This is a genomic window from Pseudoalteromonas sp. ECSMB14103, assembly GCF_000813065.1.
In the GTDB taxonomy this organism is placed as follows: Bacteria; Pseudomonadota; Gammaproteobacteria; order Enterobacterales; family Alteromonadaceae; genus Pseudoalteromonas; species Pseudoalteromonas marina.
The window spans coordinates 302,435-322,955 of the sequence record NZ_JWGY01000003.1 but is presented as its reverse complement, the minus strand read 5'-3'; the positions used below and the strand labels follow the sequence as shown (position 1 = coordinate 322,955).

At 38.0% G+C, this 20,521-nt stretch carries 21 protein-coding genes; 17 read left to right on the top strand and 4 right to left on the bottom strand.

Annotated features, from left to right (window positions below; genetic code table 11):
* Positions 1-11 precede the first annotated feature (11 nt).
* The gene (locus RF53_RS09230; protein WP_039037402.1) at positions 12-1,694 is read right to left on the bottom strand and encodes a hypothetical protein; all 1,683 of its coding nucleotides are present in this window, start codon (positions 1,692-1,694) and stop codon (positions 12-14) included.
* A gap of 253 nt (positions 1,695-1,947) precedes the next feature.
* Positions 1,948-2,577: a PAQR family membrane homeostasis protein TrhA gene (gene trhA, locus RF53_RS09225; protein WP_039037401.1), complete on the bottom strand. Its 630-nt coding sequence runs from the start codon at positions 2,575-2,577 to the stop codon at positions 1,948-1,950.
* 151 nt (positions 2,578-2,728) lie between these two features.
* Here trhA and RF53_RS09220 point away from each other — a divergent pair, with 151 nt between their 5' ends.
* From RF53_RS09220 to RF53_RS09145, 16 genes are all read left to right on the top strand, one after another.
* Entirely contained in the window at positions 2,729-3,061 is a 333-nt protein-coding gene (locus RF53_RS09220; RefSeq protein WP_008129213.1) for a hypothetical protein, read from the top strand.
* Between the two features lie 342 nt (positions 3,062-3,403).
* Positions 3,404-3,676: a hypothetical protein gene (locus RF53_RS09215; protein WP_039037400.1), complete on the top strand. Its 273-nt coding sequence runs from the start codon at positions 3,404-3,406 to the stop codon at positions 3,674-3,676.
* A gap of 235 nt (positions 3,677-3,911) precedes the next feature.
* Positions 3,912-4,490: an LON peptidase substrate-binding domain-containing protein gene (locus RF53_RS09210; protein WP_033025371.1), complete on the top strand. Its 579-nt coding sequence runs from the start codon at positions 3,912-3,914 to the stop codon at positions 4,488-4,490.
* A gap of 67 nt (positions 4,491-4,557) precedes the next feature.
* A complete protein-coding gene (locus tag RF53_RS09205) occupies positions 4,558-5,181 on the top strand; it encodes a sigma-70 family RNA polymerase sigma factor (protein WP_008129206.1) in 624 nt (207 codons plus the stop codon).
* On the top strand, positions 5,174-5,854 hold the full coding sequence (locus RF53_RS09200; protein ID WP_039037399.1) for a ChrR family anti-sigma-E factor: 681 nt from the start codon (positions 5,174-5,176) through the stop codon (positions 5,852-5,854). Before RF53_RS09205 ends, RF53_RS09200 begins: the two co-directional genes overlap by 8 nt.
* Before the next feature lie 8 nt (positions 5,855-5,862).
* On the top strand, positions 5,863-6,816 hold the full coding sequence (locus RF53_RS09195; RefSeq protein ID WP_006794848.1) for a YbgA family protein: 954 nt from the start codon (positions 5,863-5,865) through the stop codon (positions 6,814-6,816).
* Positions 6,816-8,210 carry a deoxyribodipyrimidine photo-lyase gene (phrB, locus tag RF53_RS09190; protein ID WP_039037398.1) on the top strand — a complete coding sequence of 465 codons (1,395 nt, stop codon included), beginning with the start codon at positions 6,816-6,818 and terminating at the stop codon, positions 8,208-8,210. The genes RF53_RS09195 and phrB overlap by 1 nt, the downstream gene beginning before the upstream one ends.
* Position 8,211: 1 nt before the next feature.
* Positions 8,212-8,640 (top strand): nuclear transport factor 2 family protein, encoded by a 429-nt coding sequence (locus RF53_RS09185; protein ID WP_039037397.1) that lies wholly within the window; start codon positions 8,212-8,214, stop codon positions 8,638-8,640.
* Positions 8,641-8,642: 2 nt separating this feature from the next.
* The gene (locus RF53_RS09180; RefSeq protein WP_039037396.1) at positions 8,643-9,353 is read left to right on the top strand and encodes an SDR family NAD(P)-dependent oxidoreductase; all 711 of its coding nucleotides are present in this window, start codon (positions 8,643-8,645) and stop codon (positions 9,351-9,353) included.
* Positions 9,350-10,606 carry an NAD(P)/FAD-dependent oxidoreductase gene (locus RF53_RS09175; protein ID WP_006794852.1) on the top strand — a complete coding sequence of 419 codons (1,257 nt, stop codon included), beginning with the start codon at positions 9,350-9,352 and terminating at the stop codon, positions 10,604-10,606. Before RF53_RS09180 ends, RF53_RS09175 begins: the two co-directional genes overlap by 4 nt.
* Entirely contained in the window at positions 10,599-11,327 is a 729-nt protein-coding gene (locus RF53_RS09170; protein WP_008129195.1) for a DUF1365 domain-containing protein, read from the top strand. Before RF53_RS09175 ends, RF53_RS09170 begins: the two co-directional genes overlap by 8 nt.
* Before the next feature lie 49 nt (positions 11,328-11,376).
* Positions 11,377-12,639 (top strand): SAM-dependent methyltransferase, encoded by a 1,263-nt coding sequence (locus tag RF53_RS09165; protein WP_039037395.1) that lies wholly within the window; start codon positions 11,377-11,379, stop codon positions 12,637-12,639.
* On the top strand, positions 12,617-13,126 hold the full coding sequence (locus RF53_RS09160) for a DUF2878 domain-containing protein (RefSeq protein ID WP_039037394.1): 510 nt from the start codon (positions 12,617-12,619) through the stop codon (positions 13,124-13,126). The genes RF53_RS09165 and RF53_RS09160 overlap by 23 nt, the downstream gene beginning before the upstream one ends.
* A 48-nt stretch (positions 13,127-13,174) precedes the next feature.
* Entirely contained in the window at positions 13,175-13,654 is a 480-nt protein-coding gene (locus tag RF53_RS09155) for a chalcone isomerase family protein (RefSeq protein WP_442960098.1), read from the top strand.
* Position 13,655: 1 nt separating this feature from the next.
* Positions 13,656-14,195, top strand: a complete 540-nt coding sequence (locus RF53_RS09150) for a DUF3833 domain-containing protein (protein WP_006793423.1) — start codon at positions 13,656-13,658, stop codon at positions 14,193-14,195.
* A gap of 207 nt (positions 14,196-14,402) precedes the next feature.
* Complete coding sequence (locus RF53_RS09145) at positions 14,403-14,678, top strand: HU family DNA-binding protein (protein ID WP_006793424.1); 276 nt, start codon at positions 14,403-14,405, stop codon at positions 14,676-14,678.
* Between the two features lie 91 nt (positions 14,679-14,769).
* Here the strand turns inward: RF53_RS09145 and ilvN are convergent, their stop codons facing one another.
* Both ilvN and RF53_RS09135 read right to left on the bottom strand, forming a co-directional pair.
* Entirely contained in the window at positions 14,770-15,267 is a 498-nt protein-coding gene (gene ilvN, locus RF53_RS09140; RefSeq protein ID WP_006793425.1) for an acetolactate synthase small subunit, read from the bottom strand.
* The gene (locus RF53_RS09135; protein WP_008129190.1) at positions 15,267-16,994 is read right to left on the bottom strand and encodes an acetolactate synthase 3 large subunit; all 1,728 of its coding nucleotides are present in this window, start codon (positions 16,992-16,994) and stop codon (positions 15,267-15,269) included. Before RF53_RS09135 ends, ilvN begins: the two co-directional genes overlap by 1 nt.
* A 484-nt stretch (positions 16,995-17,478) precedes the next feature.
* Here RF53_RS09135 and RF53_RS09130 point away from each other — a divergent pair, with 484 nt between their 5' ends.
* Positions 17,479-20,493 carry an immune inhibitor A domain-containing protein gene (locus tag RF53_RS09130; RefSeq protein WP_039037392.1) on the top strand — a complete coding sequence of 1,005 codons (3,015 nt, stop codon included), beginning with the start codon at positions 17,479-17,481 and terminating at the stop codon, positions 20,491-20,493.
* The last annotated feature ends 28 nt before the right edge of the window (positions 20,494-20,521 follow it).

Sequence of the window (20,521 nt, the reverse complement as noted above, 5' to 3'; positions counted from 1 at the left end):
GCAGCGCCTTGTTATGCATCCTCAAAGCTCACTCCGAACTTCTTGACCCTTCTTTTGTTAATTTCGCTTTCTGAGGCAATTCTTCGTAGTGCCTCTGTAGCTCTATTGGCAATCTCTTTTTGTTGATCACTAGCATTCCCAAACTGGCCAAAATTCAAACATGTAGTCACAAAGGATGAAAGGTGCCGACCAACCTCGGTTTTAAATAAATGGTAGTAATCATCAATAGGTGTGTTTGCTAGCACAACTTCGTCGCGTTGATTCCATCCACTTTGGCCAGCAATCCTATCTAAGACTTGTTTCGCTGTCTCGGTAGTAACAGACTGTTTATAAGTATCGTTAAATTTGTCTATAATCTCTTGATCTCTAATATCACCAAAGAAATTATTCTCCTCCATGTTAAAGAGCTCAGTTTCGTCTTTTCTACTTTCTATGTAGATATCAATAATTTCTGTTGCTTTATCCTCTTCACCTAATTCCCGAAACAATGAAACAGTGCCATTTAGATTCGTGGGTGTAATATATTTACAGTTTTCCTTAAAGCTTTCATACAATCCATTAATAACCTCATCGCCGTTATCATTGAAAGTATCATGATAGAGTCGCCAAGCTTCCGAGAAAGAGCCCTCAGATTTAGATGCGACTATTTCCTGATTTTTATTAGATGCTTTTTCTTTGAAATCTTCTTCGACGAAATATCCTGTTTTGACAGTTTCTGCCAACAATAAATCTAACTCGTCATTAAGCTGATAACCATATGCTTGTAGAGTAGTTTGCCACTTCTTATCTTGTTCACTGACTTCTTCATCCCCTATACCAAGAAGTGTATAGCCCTTACTAGTTATAAACTCTAAGGTTGGTATATCCTCATTCGAATTTGAACAGAAATAACTCCATGCATAAAGCACTAGGGAGTGTATGACTTGATCTGATATTTCTGGTTCAAAATCTTCTGTTAGAGGTAAAGACAAAGTAACCAATCTCTCGATTTTCTTAAGTATACGAATATTTCGAATACCTAGGCTTGTAGTCAATTCTCTTAGCCTAGAATGAGCGGGCGTTTCGTCAGAGTATGCTATTGACGCGCACTCTTCTGGATCTGGTGCAAAACCAAGCTCGATATCAATTACCTTTTCACGGTATTTCTCATAATCTTCGAGACCATCTTCTCCGTCATTGAGAAGCAACACTACCTTACATTTCTTTTGCTCTTTTAGTAGTGATACCAAGCCTAATACATCCTTTATTTCTAGTCCTTTCCCTTTTCTTTCTAAGTCGTCTATACAAATAAGAGTGCTATTTAGTGACAAAAATGAGATTGTCTCTATTGCAGGACTGAATGATTTAACTATTGGCGCACCCTTTAATAAGTTAAACGATTGCCTTCCAAATGATTCGATTAGGCTCGAAGTATTATTTTTGAAAGTATCAATACTAGCCTCAGTACCGATAATTTCTTTCTTAATAACATTTTCGAAAATTGAATACTTAAAAGCTTCTAGGGAGTTGATACCAAAAAGGGATACGTAGGAGTATCGTTCAAGGTTTATTTTATCTTCAGAGTTGGCATCTTTAAGAAACTTCTTCCAGCTAAAGGTCTTTCCAACTCCCCACTCGCCTTTGATAGCCATAACCTCAGGTTCACTTGAGGATAAGAACTGAAAGATTTTTTCTTTGATCACTTCTACCGACATTCATATTCCTTCAAAAATGCATAACATGTTTGTAGCGAGCTAATCGCGCGTATTTCTACCACAGCATCGCTTGTTTGTCTTAATTATTCATTTGTAACAAACTTCTTAAGTATTTGCTAGTACTAACAAAATACAGTCGTTCTGGTTTTTAATTCAAGACAAAAACGAGCGATTGGGTCGTTTTACTGACTATGCAAGCAATATACTTTGACGAAAATGAAAAGTAACTATTAACGACAGCTCTAAGCAGCCATTAATAAACGTAGGTGCTGATCGAAATATAATGACAAATACAACCAGCTATTACGAATAAGTGCCAAATTGCGTGACTGAATTGAGTTGTTTTAGCGCTGTAAAATAATGTGCCTGCGCTATAAAAAATTCCGCCAGCGAGTAGCCAATACAAAGCTTTTACATCAATGCTTGAATACAACGGATAGATAATGGCTAATGCAAACCACCCCATGAGTAGGTAGGTGGCTAAGGATATTTTTTTGTTACCATTTTTAACAAGTATTTTGTATGCAACACCTGCAATCGCAACGGTCCATATAAAGCTGAGTGTACCCCATGACCAGGCCCCCGATAGTGAGAGCAATAAAAAAGGAGTGTATGTGCCTGCAATGAGCAAATAAATGGCGCAGTGGTCACACTTTTTATACAAGGCACGCAACTTAGGTTGCACGCTCGCGTGGTATAGTGTTGAAGATAAAAATAGTATAAATAAGCTACTACCGTATATTGCGGTACTTATATTGGCTTTAGTGCTGGTTGCTTGGTTAAATAAATCCCACATAACAAAAACAGCAAAAAAAATACCGAGTGCGTGGCTTATAACATTGAGCTGTTCTTCTTTACGAGAATAAGGGGCGTCGAGTGACATTACTGCTCCTACCACTATTTAATTTGCGTTTAGTGTACAAGTGTACGCTGAAATTTTCAATCACTGTATAAGTTAAAGCTTTTTCTTGATTTTAAACAAAAATAATTCACTATGGGTTGGCCTATTTTCAACTAAACTCAAGTTAATAACCATGAAAGCAAATTTAAAAGCCGCATTACTAACAGCCATTATTTACCCAGGGGCAGGGCACTTTTCGTTAAAAAAACATTTAATAGGTGCAATATTTGCTGGTGTGTTTTCGGTATTATTAATTTTAACGATGAAAGATATATTTGCCGTTGCACAATGTACAGCCAATGAAATTGTGGCAGGAAAAATACCGATGACCATCACCTCTATATTAGGTGCTGCAAAAGAGCCGTCACTGGCATGTGCAAAACTTGCAGAGTACAAATATTTGCCACTTATGATAATTATTTGGGTGCTGAGTATGGTTGATGCCTATCGTTTAGGTAAAAAGTAAACCCAGGCCTACACATTTTTTTGATATTCACTTTTTTGTTATTTCAAAACCATTATTTAAAGTTGTGTGTTTTTTTGTAATGACTTTGTAATTCACCGTGCCATTTTGTATTTAAATTTTTTAGCTAGCATAAAAAAATTAAGCATACCCCTATTTATTTTTTAACTAAAAAATGGCTAAAAAATAAAATTACGTGGTTAAATTAACCTTTCCTGAATTTCAATAAATTAACCAGCTCATTAAAACTTTATTAATATCAGCGATTTAAACTTTATTTTCATCTTGGCACAACCCTTGAGTATATAACTACGTCTAAACAATACACAAACAAGGAATACCATTATGAAACATTCAATTAAAATCGCTATGGCTAGTTTATTAGTATTAGGTTCTTCGCAAGTAAACGCGACAGAAGTGGACCTAGATGTAACTGATATTTTAACAAACAGTGTAACTACCTACATTAAGCAAACCACCATTGAGCTTGAAAAATCTATAAAAGAAACACTTTATTTTGATACAAAATTAACACTGGAAACGTTAATTGAGCCTGTTGATTTAGTGAGTAATGAAGCGGCAGAAAGTAAAGACCCTGCAGTTAATAACGCAAAATAAGCAACTTAAAGGAATAAGGCGATGAGTACCGAACTTGGATTATTTGCACTTATGTTGGCACCCGTAGTGAGTATTATAACTGCGTATGTATCTGTACAAGCATTAAAGAGTATGGGTGGGTGGCTTAATATTTAACCAATTAAGTATAATGCAATTAATTCGGTTTACTTAAAGCTGATCGACTTAGTAAAAACGCACGTAAATAAAGGAAGTGTTATTGATAGAAGTAGACTTTATGAAACGTGCGATTTTCCCATTACCCATTTTTATTTTACCTGAAGGTTATACGCGTTTGCGTATTTTTGAACCTCGTTATTTAAACATGGTTAAAACCGCATTGAAAAATAACACGGGGTTTGTGCTATGTACGTTTGAGCATGACACACCTTTTAACATTAGTGCCCAAGGATGCTTGGTTGATATAATCGACTTTGACCAAGACGATAATGACGTGCTGCTTATTGATGTTTTTGCGTCTAAAAGTGTTCAAATAAATGATGTTTACCAAGACGAAGAAGAACTTCGCCATGGTTTAATATCTGATTGCAAAACGCCTTACTGGTATAGCGATAAAAACAAACAAGTTGGTGAGCATTTTTTATTGCATGACGCATTGCGTAATGTTTTTTATGGTAACCCTGAACTTAGCCTACTTTACAAAACAACTAACTTTAATAATTTAGCTTGGATAGCCGCTCGTTGGCTTGAGTTGTTACCTATTTCGATCGAGAAAAAACAACAACTTGCGTTCGAAACTAACTTTGATAACTTACTTAATTTCCTCCATACTGTAATTAATAACGAATTTGCCTAAATAATGTGATCTCATAGCATTTATTGCACGTATTACCTTTATCAAAACAATAATGGGATTAATTACTATGGTAAGTCAACAACAGTCAACTCGTTGTGAACCTAATACAGGTAAGTATACTGCCATGCCAGAAACGCCTAGTTCTGAACTCATGCAAGCATTACTATCGGTTGCACAAGACCGTGATAAAAAAGCATTTGCCTATTTATTTGAATACTTTTCACCAAAAATTAAACGCTTTGGAATAAAGCAATTTGGTGTAGAAGCACAAGCCATGGAGCTTGTACAAGAAACATTAACGTCTGTATGGCGCAAAGCACACTTATACAACAGCGATAAGGGTGCTGCTACTACGTGGGTTTATACAGTTATGCGTAATGCGTCATTTGATATGCTTCGTAAAATGAAGAGCAATAAAGAAGAAAACATCAGCGAAGACATTTGGCCTTTAATTAATGATTCTGAAGACACAAATCACGAATACACTGACCATTTAGAAGACAAACAAATTAAACGCTACCTTGATAAATTGCCCATTGCTCAACGTGAGGTTGTTCGTGGTGTTTATTTTCAAGATATGTCGCAAGAGCAATTAGCTCAACAACTTAATATTCCAGTAGGCACGGTAAAATCACGATTACGTTTAGCCTTGCAGAAATTACGTAATGAAATGGGAGATCAGCATGATTAAACATCACCCGAGTGAAACACTACTTACAGAGTATTGTTCAGCGTCGTTAAGTGCCTCTTTGAGCCTTGCAGTTTCGATACATGTGGATATGTGTCCTGTTTGCCAAGAAAAAGTATCAAAAATAGAAGCAAGCAATGCAGATGCTTTGTTTAGTGAAGACGCCGAAGCTTTTGAGCAACCAGTTAATAATCAATCTCAGTTGCTTGAAGAGTTTGATATGAATGTGCTTGACTTAATTACTGCAGACGATTCTGTAGACGAAGTGTATGAAGTAGAGCCAGTTAAAGTAAGTGTAAATGATCACAATTACCAACTCCCTCGTGCTCTGACTCGTATTTCGCACAGCAAGTTTACTCAAGTTGGCAAATTAGCCCGTTCACGTGTAGCACTAGATGATGGTGCATTACGTTCAAGTTTACTGCACATAGATGCGGGCGGTGAAATTCCTGAACATACGCACACAGGTTTTGAAATAACCCTATTACTTGACGGTGAGTTTTGTGATGAAGACGGACACTACGTGCCAGGTGACTTTATTTGGCAAGATGGTCGTCATCAACACACGCCAATAACAAAAGATGGGTGTTTATGCTTTACAGTTGTGAGCAGTGCGCTACATTTTAATAAAGGGCTAAGTAAATTACTAAATCCAATTGGTAATTTAATCTACTAAGAGATTACATGCAAAAAACTACAATAAAAATAGGTATAAGCGCCTGCTTAGCAGGCGAGAAAGTTAGATTTGATACAGGTCACAAAAGGTCAAACTTTTGTATGGACGAACTTGCAAAGCATGTTGAATACACACGCTTTTGTCCTGAGGTTGCGGTTGGCTTACCAATACCTCGACCTACAATTCGCCAAGTTCGAGTTGGCGACACAATTAAAGTTTGCCGTCCTGATGGCTCTGGTGATGTTGGGCCGCAGTTAACTGAATACGGTATAAAGGTTGCTACTGAGCAAGCTAAAGAGTTGAGTGGTTTTGTATTTTGTGCAAAAAGTCCAAGTTGTGGCATGGAGCGTATAAAAATATACAACGAGGCTGGGACGGGTAACACCTCAGAGGGCGTTGGTTTTTTTGCAGAACAAATTATGAAGCACAACCCACTTTTGCCTTGCGAGGAAAATGGTAGGTTAAACGACATACACCTGCGTGAAAATTTTGTAATGCGCGTGTACGTTCTAAACAGTTGGCAGCAGCTTGTAAAAGAACCATTAAGTGTTCATCACTTAACGCAATTTCATGCAAAGCATAAGTATTTATTAATGGCACACAATTACCAAGCTTATCGAGAGCTTGGCAAGTTACTTGGAACCTACGCTGGTGATGATATAAACGCATTGGCCGATGAATACATTTTAGGTTTAATGACAGGGCTTAAAAAACCAGCATCTCGTCGTAATAACTGTAACACCTTAATGCATTTACAAGGTTACTTTAAAAAAGACCTCGCTAAGGTTGAAAAGCAAGAACTACGTGAAGCAATAGACGAGTATCGTTCTGGTTTAGTGCCGCTTTATGTGCCTCTTACTTTACTTAAGCACCATCTAAAAGTTCACCCTAAAGAGTACCTAGAAAAGCAGGTGTTTTTTAATCCCTATCCTCATGATTTAAAACTACGATTTGGTATTTAATGAATACATTATTTTGGTTTAGGCGCGATTTGCGCCTTTTTTCGAATGAAGCGTTAATAGAAGCGCTAAATAATGGCGCTAAACACGCCATTTTTTTTGTTTGCGAAAAGCAGTGGCAACAGCACCAAGCAGCGCCAATACAAATTGATCTACTAAAGCGACGTGTAACTTATTTGCAAGAGCAACTTGCCAACTTCGGCATCACGCTTAATGTAATAAACGCTCCTAACTTTAGTGATTGTGAATCTGAACTACTTTCGTTTTGTGAAACTCATGATTTTCAGCATATTATTGCTAATACAGAATATGAGCTTAACGAAGTAAATCGAGACAAAGCAATTTTAGCGCAATGTGACAAACGTTCCATTACTTTTACATTATACGAAGGAGATTTAATTGCGCCTGTTGGTAGCATTAAAAACCAAAGTAATGAAATGTATAAAGTATTCACACCATTTAAACGCGCATGGTTAAAACAGTATCAAGATACTCACTTTAGCTTGGCGCAATGGCCACTAGAACAAAACCCTATAAAAATTGAAAAAAGCCAGCACCTTGAAAGCGATGGTAGTTCGGATAAATGGCCTGTTGATGATGAAACACTTTTGAGTGTTGTTGATAATTTTATTTGCGATAAGTTAACAAGCTACGACGATCAGCGTGATATCCCCAGTATTAAAGGTACATCGGGTTTGAGCCCGTATTTAGCGCTGGGCATTATTAGCCCAAAGCAGTTGCTAATTAATATACAGCAACGTTACCCCGACATTCTGACTACATCAAAAAGTAAAACATTCACGTGGGTTAACGAGCTTATTTGGCGAGAGTTTTACAGGCATCTTATTGCAGAGTACCCGAAGCTCTCTCGTGGTGAAAACTTTAACGAGAAATACAATCCTGTTGAATGGCGAAAAAGTGAAAAAGAATTTAACGCGTGGTGCGAAGGACGTACGGGTTACCCACTCGTAGACGCAGCTATGTTACAGCTCAAGCAAACTGGATGGATGCATAACCGTTTAAGAATGGTAGTGGCCAGCTTTTTAACTAAACACCTATTAATTGACTGGCGTGAAGGTGAGCGATTTTTTATGCAGCACCTTATTGATGGCGATTTAGCTTCTAATAATGGTGGCTGGCAGTGGGCTGCAAGCACAGGGTGTGATGCACAACCGTATTTTAGGATTTTCAACCCTATTACTCAAAGTGAGCGCTTTGATCCAACAGGTAAGTTTATACGTAAGTATTTGCCTGAGCTTGAAAATGTGCCAGATAAACACATTCATTTTCCGCATACTTACTTAGCTGCAACAGGCAAGGGAAGTGAATGTTACTGGCCAGCAATTGTTGACCACAAAGCTGCACGTGAACGTGCGCTCGCTGCATTTAAGGTATGATATGGATAACCAGTTACCAGTAGATAATTTTGTTGATATTTACCAGCAACTTAATAGCTCTAATTTGGACTTATTAAGTGACATTTATGCCGACAATATTCAATTTATTGATCCGATGCACGAAATTAACGGCATTGAAAGTTTGCGTGACTATTTTGCAAATTTATATAGCAATGTTAAGCATTGTCAATTTGATATAACGGATTCGTTTGGTATCAACAACAATGCATTTGTTTATTGGACAATGCATTATTCACATCCCAAACTGGCTTCTGGTAAAACCATATCTGTGCAGGGGCACAGTAAACTAACTTTTGATAATGATAAAATTGTTAAGCATCGTGATTATTTCAACGTTGGCGAACTACTTTACAAGCATATTCCAATTCTAGGTAGTGTAGTTAGTTACATTGATAAGAGGGCGGGCTAATTATGGTTACCTTAATTACAGGCGCAACGTCAGGCATTGGCGAACAACTAGCTATTAAATATGCACAAATGGGCGACACCGTTATTGCATGTGGACGTAATACAGAAAAACTAGCTGAGCTTTCAAAACATAACAACATAGAAAGTTGTAAGTTTGATGCAACAAGCCTAAAAGATATTAAAGAAGCAACCATTGGATACCCACACTTTGACCGAGTAATTCTTAATGCGGGCAATTGTGAATACATAGACGACGCAAAAAACTTTGATAGCGCTCTGTTTGAGCGCGTAATTAATGCAAATTTACTGTCGGTTGGCTACTGCTTAGAAGCATTACTCCCTAAAGTTAAAAGTGGCGGTCAATTAGTTATTGTTAGCTCAAGCGTTACATACTTACCGTTACCACGCTCCGAGGCTTATGGGGCGTCTAAAGCGGGCGTAAGTTATTTAGCTAAAAGCCTAGCCGTTGATTTGATGAATGTGGATGTCACGTTAGTTCACCCAGGGTTTGTAAAAACCCCTCTGACCGAAAAAAATGATTTTCCCATGCCTATGGCAGTGACCGCTGAAGAAGCGGCAGATTATATGATCAAAGGAATAAACAAACGACGTAAAGAGGTACACTTTCCGTATCGCTTTACGCTTATATTAAAAGCATTGCGGGTATTGCCTTTACCGCTTTGGCTTAAAATAGCAAAAGGATTAACCCGTTGAAAAAAATAGCAATAATAGGAACTGGTGTATCAGGTTTAACATGTGGGCATTTGCTTCACAAACACTACGATGTCACTTTATTTGAAAAAAACGATTACATTGGCGGGCACACTGCGACTGTTGACGTAGATGTTAAGGGCGTTAATTACGCCGTGGATACCGGATTTATTGTTTTTAATAACCGAACCTACCCTTATTTTGAAAAGTTACTTGCGCGTATTGGTATAAAAAAGCAAGAAACCCAAATGAGTTTCAGTGTTCATAATGAGGCAACAGGCTTTGAGTACAATGGCCATACCTTCACCAGTTTATTTGCACAAAGAAGAAATATTTTTAGGCCTAAATTTTGGCGCTTGTTATCTGACATAGTTAAATTTAACAAACTATGTAAAGCAATACACGAAAAAGGCGAATATCAGCAATCGCAAACACTCGGTCAGCTACTTAATGAAAATCAGTTTAACGACTTTTTTAAATATCATTATATTTTACCTATGGGCGCAGCTATTTGGTCTACTAGTATTAAAGAAATGGAAAACGTAGGCGTAGAGTTTTTTGTAAAGTTTTTCTTTAATCATGGCCTTTTAGATATCACAAATAGGCCGCAATGGTATGTTGTACCTGGTGGTTCACGTGAATACATAAACCCATTAATTAAAGGGTTTGCTGACAGAATAAAACTTAACACTGATATTAAATCGGTAACACGTGCAAATGACGATGTAACCATTGAGCTTGCCAGTGGTGAGCAGCACGTTTTTGATAAAGTTATTTTTGCGTGCCACTCAGACCAAGCACTCAAACTACTTGGTGATGCAACAAGCCAAGAAAAATCAGTACTTGGCGCAATTCCTTACACTGAAAATTCAGTAGTACTTCATACAGATACAAATTTACTACCTGACAGAAAAGCCGCTTGGGCTAGTTGGAATTATTTATTAAATAATAATACCGATAAAGCAGCTGTTGTTACCTACCAGATGAATATATTGCAAGGTATTCAATCAGACACGCAGTTTTGCGTTACGTTAAACCACCTTGAAGGGATAGATAAAAGCAAAATATTGCGTGAATTCACTTATCATCACCCTGTTTTCAACAAAGAGTCTATTGCTGCGCAAGGGCTTAAACAAACGATCGATGGTCAAAATAATAGTTATTTTTGTGGTGCCTATTGGTACAACGGCTTTCATGAAGATGGTGTACGCAGTGGTGTAGATGTGGCAAGGCAGCTAGGGGTTGAATTTGACTAGTGCTGTTTATTTAGGCGATGTTAAGCATCGCCGTTTTGCTGTTAAGACTCATCATTTTAGTAATCCACTTTATATGATGTGGGTTGATCTCAACAACCCAGAGCAATTGAACAATAAGCATAAATGGTTAGGTACGTCTGGTTCAAAAGCATTAAAGTTTAACGAATCAGACTACTTTGTTAATAAGCCCCACAATAATGATGCGTCAATCATTGAACGTGCAAATCATCAGTTATTATCGCTTGGTGTAACTGAGACTTTTAACCATGTATACATGCTTGGACAGCTCCGTTGCTTTGGTATTTATTTTAGCCCAGTAAACTTCTTCTTTTATGGTCATAGCGACAGTGAATTTAAGTACATGGTGGCTGAAGTTAGTAATACACCATGGAACGAGCGACACTACTACTTGATACCACTAGAAAAAAAAGTGAACTTTAAAAAAGTATTTTCCGTATCACCTTTTATGAACCTTGATATGAACTATCATTGGACAATTAGGTTAACGCAAGATAAAACATTGATTCATATTGAAAATAAACGGGATGGAGAATTGCTATTTGATGCTACTCTTCGATTAACCCGCAAAGAACTGACTGAAAAAGAAATGAGTCAGTTGTTAAAACGATTCCCAGCAATGACGTGGACAATATTTAAAGGTATTTATTACCAAGCGTTGAAGCTGTTTATAAAAAGAGTGCCTTTTTTAGGTCATTCTTAAAAGTCACAAATTACATACAAGCAGTAATAAAAATAATATAGGTGTTCTAATGGAAAAAGTGTCTAGCTTAAATTGCGAACAAAACACAGGCTGGTTTACAGGGCTTTATAAAAAATTAGTATTTAAAGCTTTTTCTTCAATAGAAACAGGGCAAATCACCGTTATCGATGAAGATCTGCAGCTTGTTTTTGGAGATGCATCATCCGACTTAAAAGTAACGGTAACAATTCACGACAAAGCGATGTACAAGGCGTTTGCATTATCTGGAAGTGTTGGTGCAGGCGAGTCTTACATTTTAGGTCAATGGAGTTGTGACAATCTAACCCGACTAATTGAGTTATTTGCTATAAATGAAAAACAGTTAGACGAGTTTGAGAAAAAATTCGCGTTTTTCAGCAACATTGCCCACAGACTAACTCATTTAAAAAATAAAAATTCTGAGTCAGGCTCTAAAAAAAATATAGTTGCTCACTATGATCTAGGTAACGATTTATACGAATCGTTTTTGAGTAAAGAAATGCTTTACTCGTGTGCTGTTTATCCATCAAAAGATGCCAGTCTAGAGGACGCGCAGCAGTACAAATTAAAGCGCATATGTGAACAAGTAGAATTGCAACCTGGCGATTCCGTTATAGAAATTGGCACTGGATGGGGCGCATTTGCCATTTACGCAGCAACACATTACGACTGCCACGTGACGACTACTACAATATCTGACGAGCAACATGACTTTGTTGCAGAAAAAATTAAAGAGTTAGGCTTAGAGAACAAAATTACGCTTCTTAAGCTTGATTACAGACTACTCACGGGCAAATACGACAAACTCGTTTCGATTGAAATGATTGAAGCGGTTGGCCACGAATATTTACCTAGCTTTTTTACCCAGTGTGGTTCGCTACTCAAAGACGATGGCGCAATGTTGATACAAGCAATCACCATAAGCGATCAGCGATACAAGCACTACCTTAAAAATTCAGATTTTATCCAACAGTATATTTTCCCTGGTGGGTGTTTACCCTCATTAAACGAAATGAGTGAGCAAATCAAAAATAACACAGATATGGTTATCCATACTGTTAGTGATATTGGAACGCATTACGCACGAACCTTAGCTGACTGGCGTGAACGCTTTATCAAAAGTTGGCCAGATCTAGACCGCACGAAATTTGATGACCGCTTTTATAGGTTATGGTTATTTTATTTTGCGTACTGTGAAGGCGCATTTAGAACGCGTGCAACCAGTACTGTACATTTAATGGCGCGTAAACCTCGCTTTAGTAGCAATGTAGATGAAATTGCACTCGCTTATTAATTTTGTCTTGTTTCAAGCAGTCTGGTTTTTATCATTACTGCTTGAAGGACAATCACTTTTATTTAGCGCTGGAATCATTGTCTTAATGTTTTATTTGTCAAAGCAAAAAAAACAAGATGCATTATTGCTATTAAAAGCACTTCCTATTGCTTTGCTACTTGAATACATAGCGGTGGAGCTTGGTCTACTTTCATTTAAAGTTGATCCTTTTCCAATTTGGCTGGTACTTCTATGGGCCGCGTTGCTTCTTTCATTAAATACATCGATGCATTTTTTAAGTCGATTAAGACTTTGGCAGGTATTTGTTGTTTGCCTTATTTTTGCGCCAGCTAGCTACTGGGCGGGTGCGCGTTTTAACGTAATTAATTTAGGCTTACCGCTATGGCAGTTTTGGGTAGCCTACGGTGTTATTTGGTCGGCAGCCTTTACGTTTATTGTATTTATAAACCAAAAAATTAAGTCGATTATTTTAGCAAGTCAAAATTAGTTTACCCTTTTATTTGTTATTAAAAGAAGGACTTTAATCGTGAAATCAATCATAACCATAACTGTTTTATGTCTTTTATTGTCTACTTCTGCCTTTGCTAATGTTGAATTTAGCAAAGTGGGCGAGGGTAGAATGGAATACTTGTTTTGGGATGTTTATGACGCCACCTTGTATACCCCTTCTGGCGATTATGCTTTGGGTGAACACCCCGTCAAATTTAAGCTGACCTATTTACGTGATTTTGACGCCAAAGATATAGTTAAAGCAACCAATGAGCAGTGGGAGCACATAGGTAAAAAAAATCTAGTCGGCAAGTACGATGAGGTGCTTTTGTCTATTTGGCCAAACATAGGTAAAGGTGATTCGTTAACGCTAATAACTGATAAAGAAGGAAAAAGTACTTTTTTGCATAACGATAGCGAGGTTGGCGTAATTGGTGATGTTGCGTTTTCAAGTGATTTTTTAGCTATTTGGTTAGGTAAAAATACGTCAGAGCCAGCTTTAAGAAAAAAACTATTAGGAAATTAAAATGATTATTAATAACGCGTTAAAAACGATTTTTGTGTGTGTATTTGCACTTTTTTTGGTTAGTTGCTCAGCGCCTAATGTAGAACACTACAGTAAAACAACTCCCAATTTTGACTTTAAAACCTTCTTTAGCGGCAAATTAAAAGCTTACGGTGTAGTGCAAGACTTTAAAGGTGAGTTAACCCGTAAGTTAGTCGTTGATATGAACGCTACGTGGGAGGGCAACCAGGGCGTCATAGAAGAAGACTTTGTATATGATGATGGTGAAACACAAAAACGCATCTGGAAAATAACCCTTAATGACGATAACACTCTTACAGGGACTGCCGCTGACGTTCTTGGCGTTGCACAAGGCAAGAGTGATGGCAGTGTATTTCATTGGAACTACAACGTAGAACTCCCTTATGACGGAAGCACTTTAGAAGTTAATTTTGATGATTGGATGTACTTGGTAACACAATCGCGCTTGATTAACCGCACATCTATTGTTAAGTTTGGTGTCGAGGTCGGGGAAGTGACCTTAGTTATCGAAAAAATATAGTTTTTATATGCTGATTAACATGCACCAAAATTGTACAAAAATTAAGTCTTTGTTAACACAAGATGCTGTATTTTAGCGGAAATTAATATAATTTTATGTGTTTTATAAGATTTTAACTAAAAATTGCAATTTGCTGTTGCTAACTTTTAAAAAATACATAAAGATAGGTTTTGCGAAGGCAAAATAATAACGAATAGGAATCTAACAATGAATAAAGCTCAATTAGTTGAAAAAATTGCTACTGACGCGGAAATTTCTAAAGCCGCTGCTACACGTGCTCTTGACGCATTTACTGGCGCTGTAACTTCTGCACTTAAAGAAGGTGATTCAGTAGCATTAGTTGGTTTTGGTACTTTCTCAGTTAAAGAACGTGCTGCACGCACAGGCCGTAACCCTCAAACGGGTGCTGAGATCCAAATCGCAGCGGCAACTATCCCAAGCTTTAAAGCAGGTAAAGGTCTTAAAGACCAAGTAAACCTATAATTGGTTTTACAAATTAATTGAAAAAAGGGCTAATAAGCCCTTTTTTTTTGTATTGAAAAAGCCGTAATGTAACGGCTCAGTATTTGAAAAGTTATGCTTTTAAGGCTTTATCGCCTCTACCAATTCCAACTGCACCTGAACGTACAACTTCTATGATATCTGTTTCATGGCGTAGCGTATCTAAAAATGATTCTATTTTGTCTGTGCTGCTCACAAGTTGTAAGCTGTAACTCTGACGGCCCATATCTAAAATATCACCTTTAAACACATCTACTACCCGGGTAACTGCAGCACGCGTTGTTTCGTCTTGTGCAAATACTTTTACAAGGAGTAGTTCTCGTTCAATGTGGCTCATTTCTGTTAAATCAATAATTTTTAATACATCAACGAGCTTGTTCACTTGCTTGGTAATTTGTTCAACAATTCGGTCATCACCCATTGTTGTTATGGTAATGCGCGATAAAGACTGATCGTCAGTAGTACCTACCGTTAGGCTGTCAATGTTATATGCTCGTTGTGAAAATAGTCCAACAATACGAGATAGTGCACCGGGTTCGTTTTCTAATAATATTGATAAAATACGACGCATTATGCTTTAACTCCTTTACGTAACCACATTTCGTCAATGCCACCTAATTTAATTTGCATTGGGTACACATGTTCTTTTTCGTCGACAAGTATGTCTAAAAATACTAGACGATCCGTTATGCTCATTGCTTTATCAATCGCGGGTTGAAGCTCGTCAAGTGTGTTTACCTGAATGCCTACGTGGCCATAGCTTTCAACTAATTTTATAAAGTCAGGCAGTGAGTCCATGTAAGATGATGAATGACGACCGCCGTACACCATATCTTGCCATTGGCGTACCATTCCTAATGAGCGGTTGTTAAGAGAGACGACTTTAACGGCTAAGTTGTACTGCAAGCACGTAGAAAGCTCTTGAATGTTCATTTGAATAGAACCATCGCCAGTTACGCACACCGACTCTTTATCAGGAAATGCGAGCTTAACGCCCATGGCAGCCGGTAAACCAAAGCCCATAGTGCCTAATCCGCCTGAATTTATCCATTGGCGAGGGTATTTAAATGGGTAATACTGTGCTGCAAACATTTGATGCTGTCCTACATCAGAACTGATGTAGGCTTCGCCGTCTGTTGCTTTATAAAGCGCTTCAATGACAGCTTGAGGTTTAATTTTTTCTGAAGGGCTTTGTTTGTAACCCAAACATTTTTGTTCACGCCAGCTAATAATTTGTCGCCACCAATCTTCTTGTGCACTGCGATCTATTTGAATTGTGCTTTTGTCTATTCCATCTTGTAGTTGTTTAAGTACAGTGTCTAAACAACCTACAACAGGTATATGCGCCTTAATGGTTTTAGAAATAGAGGTGGGGTCTACATCTACATGGACAATCGTTGCATTAGGGCAAAACTTTTTAACGTTATTTGTAACCCGATCATCAAAGCGAGCACCTAATGCTAATATAACGTCGGCATTTGCCATAGCTTTGTTGGCCTCTAGCGTCCCGTGCATCCCGAGCATACCGATAAAATTAGGGTGAACCCCTGAAATACCACCCAGACCCATTAAAGTGTTGGTAATAGGTGCATTCAATGATTCTACTAAGCGTGTTAATTGCTCTGAGGTGTTTGAGATGATAATGCCACCACCAGAATATATAACTAGTTTTTTAGCTTCTAATATAGCAGCCACTGCTTTTCTAATTTGTTTTGAATGGCCTTTAGTATTTGGGCTATAAGTGCGGAGTTCAGTCGTTGCAGGGAAGTCGTATTCAAATTTGACAGCAGGGTTAAGCATATCTTTTGGTAGCTCAACAACAACAGGCCCAGGGCGACCAGTGCTTGCGATATAAAAAGCTTTTGCCAATATTGCAGGTATTTCTTGTGCACTTCTGCAGTTAAAGCTGTGTTTTACAATTGGTCGAGAGCAACCCACTATGTCTGTTTCTTGGAAGGCGTCGTCACCAATTAGACTAGTAGGTACCTGCCCAGATAATACAACCATCGGAATTGAGTCCATGTATGCAGTTGCAATACCGGTTATACAATTTGTAGCACCAGGGCCTGAAGTAGCAAGAACAACACCGACCTCACCAGTAGCACGTGCATAACCGTCAGCCATGTGTGTTGCTGCTTGTTCATGCCTAACTAAGATGTGCTCAATATCATTTTGTTGAAAAAGTGCATCGTATAAATCTAATACTGAGCCACCTGGGTAGCCAAATATATATTTTACCTTTAATTCTTTTAATGCCTGAACGACTAGTTCAGAGCCATTATACTCTTGTTTGCTCATCCTCATTCCTCTGCGCTTTTTTTGTGCATAAAAAAACCCCCGCGTGGTGCGGGGGTTTTTAAAAAGCAGTATTACCTTTTAATACATCCCCGCTGGGCTTATTACTAAGACCAGTACGAGAACGACTAGAAGGTTAAATTGTGTTTTCATAGTTATTTACTCTACTCAGCAAAACACTGCTTTGGTGTGAAATTTTATATGGGTTTATTTTTAAGTGTTTTAAGTGTTTATGTCAACCTTGAATGTTGTTTTTTGCATTTTAAATTCGTTTTTTATTGTTTTTTAGTGGTTTGTTGCTTTTTGTGCGTTTAATTTGAAGTTTTTAGGGAGATAATATGCAGCGCGCTTATTTTTGCTTTGTTTGCTGTTGTTTTAGTATTAAGCAATTATAGATTGCTAACGTATACTTAAAGCTGGTTTATAACATGTTTAAATAGTTGTTATTAGGTATGATGTGCTTAACAAATTGTTTGAGGAATATACAGTGAACAAAATAGCGTTACTTACACTTATTACTACGTTGTTTAGCTCTATAACTGTAGCTAAAACATCTACTCCGCACGATATAGGTGTAACCAACAAAGAACGTATTTTGTATTGGCTTAATAAAAAAGAAGACTTAACTTCCGATGAGTTAGAAGCGTCTTACAATGAATACATCAATAACAAATCACCTGTGCAAGTAGCGTTAAAAAATGGGTTTAGTCAGCTACCTCGTTTATCGACATATAACTCAATGCAAAAGGGGCTCTTACCTAGTGAACAATCTAGTTTTTCAGCGGGGTTAACCCCAGATGATCGAGTCAATACAGTTAAAGTATTAACTATTTTAGTTGATTTTCCTGATTTAAAGCACGACGAAAACCAGTTAACTCCCCAAGACACTGATATGTTTTATACCGATTACTCCCCCGATCATTACCAGCAGATGCTGTTTAACACTAACGGCTATGAAGGCCCTGACGGACAGGTTCTTTTATCGGCGGCCGATTATTATAAAGCGGCTTCTGGCAATAGCCTTAATTTTGAAGGGCAAGTTTTCGGGTGGGTAACTGCAAATAATAACGCTAAATTTTATGGTGAACGTTTAGGCTCTACCCGAGATAAAAATGCGCCGAGCCTTGTAAAAGAAGCTGTTGAAAAAGCGGTTGCACAATTTAATATTAATTTGGCTGATTATGACTTAACTGATCTTGATGACATAGACGGTGATGGTATTACCGACGAACCAAATGGGATAATCGATCATGTTATGATTTTTCATTCTAGTATTGGTGAGGAGTCGGGCGGGGGTTATTTATCAACAGATGCAATTTGGTCACATCGTTATTATGTTTTAGACGAAAATAGCCAACCAACTGAAGTTGTTGGGAGTGATATAAAGCTATTTGGTTACACAATAAACCCTATTGATGCCGCCATTGGTGTTGTTGTTCATGAGTTTGGGCACGATTTAGGTTTAAAAGATGAATACGATTTACAGTCTAATACGGTAGGTGAGCCTGTCGCCTCATGGTCGGTTATGTCGTCAGGTACATGGGCGGGTTCACCACGCGGGTCTGAGCCAGTAATGTTTAGCCCATATGCGCTAGAATATCTTCAAACACGCTACCAAGGTAATTGGGTAAACCAGCTTAGCCTTGATATGGATGAGGTTGTTACGAACCCAGTGCAAGTGATTAATAACGCAGCAAGTACGTCTAAATCACAAAGCCAAGTAAAGGTCACATTGCCACCAAGGCTTGAAAAATTTAAAACGCCAGTAGAAGGCGTTTTTCAATATTATTCAAATACCGGCGATAATCTTAATACTCGTTTAGTGAACACCATTAATTTACCAAGCACGACAGAGTCGCTTATGCTGAGCTTTGTTGCTTTTTATAGCATTGAGCAAGATTATGACTTAGTTCAAATAAAGGTTAATGGTGTGCCAATCGCGGGTAACTATACGCAACCTACTAACCCTTTCTATGGCAATATTGGTCCTTATATTACAGGTGATTCATTTTTAAATCCTGATGCACAACTTCCTAACGGATACTTAACGCATCAATTTGATTTATCTGCTTATGCAGGGCAAACAATAGAGTTACAAGTACAATACTTAACAGACGCTAATACGCATTATTATGGTTTTGTTATTGACGATATGCGCATTGAGCAAAATGGTTCATTAATTTGGCAAAATAACGCAGAAACTCAAAGTAATACGACCTTATCTGGGTTTGCAAAAGTAGGGAGTTATGTATTTGCTATGCCATCTTACTACTACCTGCAGTTGCGTGACTATTCGGGTATAGATAGTGGATTACAAAAAGAAGGTTACTCGCCGGGATTATTACTGTGGTACAGCGATGAGTCGCACACTGATAACAATACAACTGAGCACCCCGGTAGTGGTTTTGCATTGGTTGTTGACGCAGATCAGCGTGCTATCAATAAAGGAGGCACGCAATCACCAGCAAATACCGCTATTCAAATAAGAGATGCCGCATTTAGCCTTTATGCTCAACGAGCAGGGCTCGGAGATGACGATTTATCTGCTATCAGCTCTTTTAGTGACGAGGTGGACTATGGCTTTGCAGAACAAGCTGAATCGGGTGTTAAATTACCACAAGTTGGCTTTGGTTTTACGCTCACAAACCAAGAAAACGATAATCAAAGCATAGAAATATTATTAAATTACGAGCCATCAAATGGCATTAGTTACTCACTCTCAGATTTCACAGCAGATTTTACAGTTGATGGATTGACGCTTTCGCCATCCGATACGTTTACTTGGGATTTTGGTGACGGCAGAACAAGTTCTGAGTTATCCCCTTCGCACGTTTTTGAGAGTTACGGACGCTATGATGTTAAATTTACTGCAAGCAACGGTGAAGAAGAGCAGGTAGCAACAACAACAGTCATTATTGTCGCACCCCTGAGTATTACTGAAATTGATTACGAAATAACACAAGGGCTACTAACGGCAAAAGCTGAAGTTGCAGGAGGGTTAGCACCATACAGTTATTTGTGGAATTTAGGCGACGGCAGTTCGCTAGCATCACAGAGCATTTCATATGACTATTTACACTCGGGTGATTATTTATTGTCGCTAACAGTGACTGACGACCAAGGAATGTCGGTATCTCAAAACGTAAATGTAAACGTAAATGTTCCACTTGCAGTTAATACCGTTTTTTCAACAAATAATTTAACGGTCCAATTTAACGCTGATGTGTTAGGTGGGTTTAAAAATTATACATATAGCTGGGATTTTGGTGACGGCAGTGAGCTTTCTCAAGTTCAAAACCCAAGTCATACGTATCAAAATGCTGGCAGTTATTCTGTTACTTTAACTATAACCGACACAATTACGGGAGAGGTTATTAGTGATGACTTATCCGTAACGGTAGCACAATCTCAAACTAATAGCGGTTCAAGCTCTAGTGGAGGGTCGCTTGGTGGGTTATTAATTTTTATGTTGTTAATTTCAATTAGATTTAAACGCCCTTAAATGGCATAAAAAAGCCAGCAAAAATGCT

Coding starts and splice junctions, on each gene's coding strand:
- RF53_RS09230 (WP_039037402.1), bottom strand. CDS start 1,694: ATGTCGGTAGAAGTGATCAAAGAAAAAATCTTTCAGTTCTTATCCTCA.
- trhA (WP_039037401.1), bottom strand. CDS start 2,577: ATGTCACTCGACGCCCCTTATTCTCGTAAAGAAGAACAGCTCAATGTT.
- RF53_RS09220 (WP_008129213.1), top strand. CDS start 2,729: ATGAAAGCAAATTTAAAAGCCGCATTACTAACAGCCATTATTTACCCA.
- RF53_RS09215 (WP_039037400.1), top strand. CDS start 3,404: ATGAAACATTCAATTAAAATCGCTATGGCTAGTTTATTAGTATTAGGT.
- RF53_RS09210 (WP_033025371.1), top strand. CDS start 3,912: ATGAAACGTGCGATTTTCCCATTACCCATTTTTATTTTACCTGAAGGT.
- RF53_RS09205 (WP_008129206.1), top strand. CDS start 4,558: ATGGTAAGTCAACAACAGTCAACTCGTTGTGAACCTAATACAGGTAAG.
- RF53_RS09200 (WP_039037399.1), top strand. CDS start 5,174: ATGATTAAACATCACCCGAGTGAAACACTACTTACAGAGTATTGTTCA.
- RF53_RS09195 (WP_006794848.1), top strand. CDS start 5,863: ATGCAAAAAACTACAATAAAAATAGGTATAAGCGCCTGCTTAGCAGGC.
- phrB (WP_039037398.1), top strand. CDS start 6,816: ATGAATACATTATTTTGGTTTAGGCGCGATTTGCGCCTTTTTTCGAAT.
- RF53_RS09185 (WP_039037397.1), top strand. CDS start 8,212: ATGGATAACCAGTTACCAGTAGATAATTTTGTTGATATTTACCAGCAA.
- RF53_RS09180 (WP_039037396.1), top strand. CDS start 8,643: ATGGTTACCTTAATTACAGGCGCAACGTCAGGCATTGGCGAACAACTA.
- RF53_RS09165 (WP_039037395.1), top strand. CDS start 11,377: ATGGAAAAAGTGTCTAGCTTAAATTGCGAACAAAACACAGGCTGGTTT.
- RF53_RS09160 (WP_039037394.1), top strand. CDS start 12,617: ATGAAATTGCACTCGCTTATTAATTTTGTCTTGTTTCAAGCAGTCTGG.
- RF53_RS09150 (WP_006793423.1), top strand. CDS start 13,656: ATGATTATTAATAACGCGTTAAAAACGATTTTTGTGTGTGTATTTGCA.
- RF53_RS09145 (WP_006793424.1), top strand. CDS start 14,403: ATGAATAAAGCTCAATTAGTTGAAAAAATTGCTACTGACGCGGAAATT.
- ilvN (WP_006793425.1), bottom strand. CDS start 15,267: ATGCGTCGTATTTTATCAATATTATTAGAAAACGAACCCGGTGCACTA.
- RF53_RS09135 (WP_008129190.1), bottom strand. CDS start 16,994: ATGAGCAAACAAGAGTATAATGGCTCTGAACTAGTCGTTCAGGCATTA.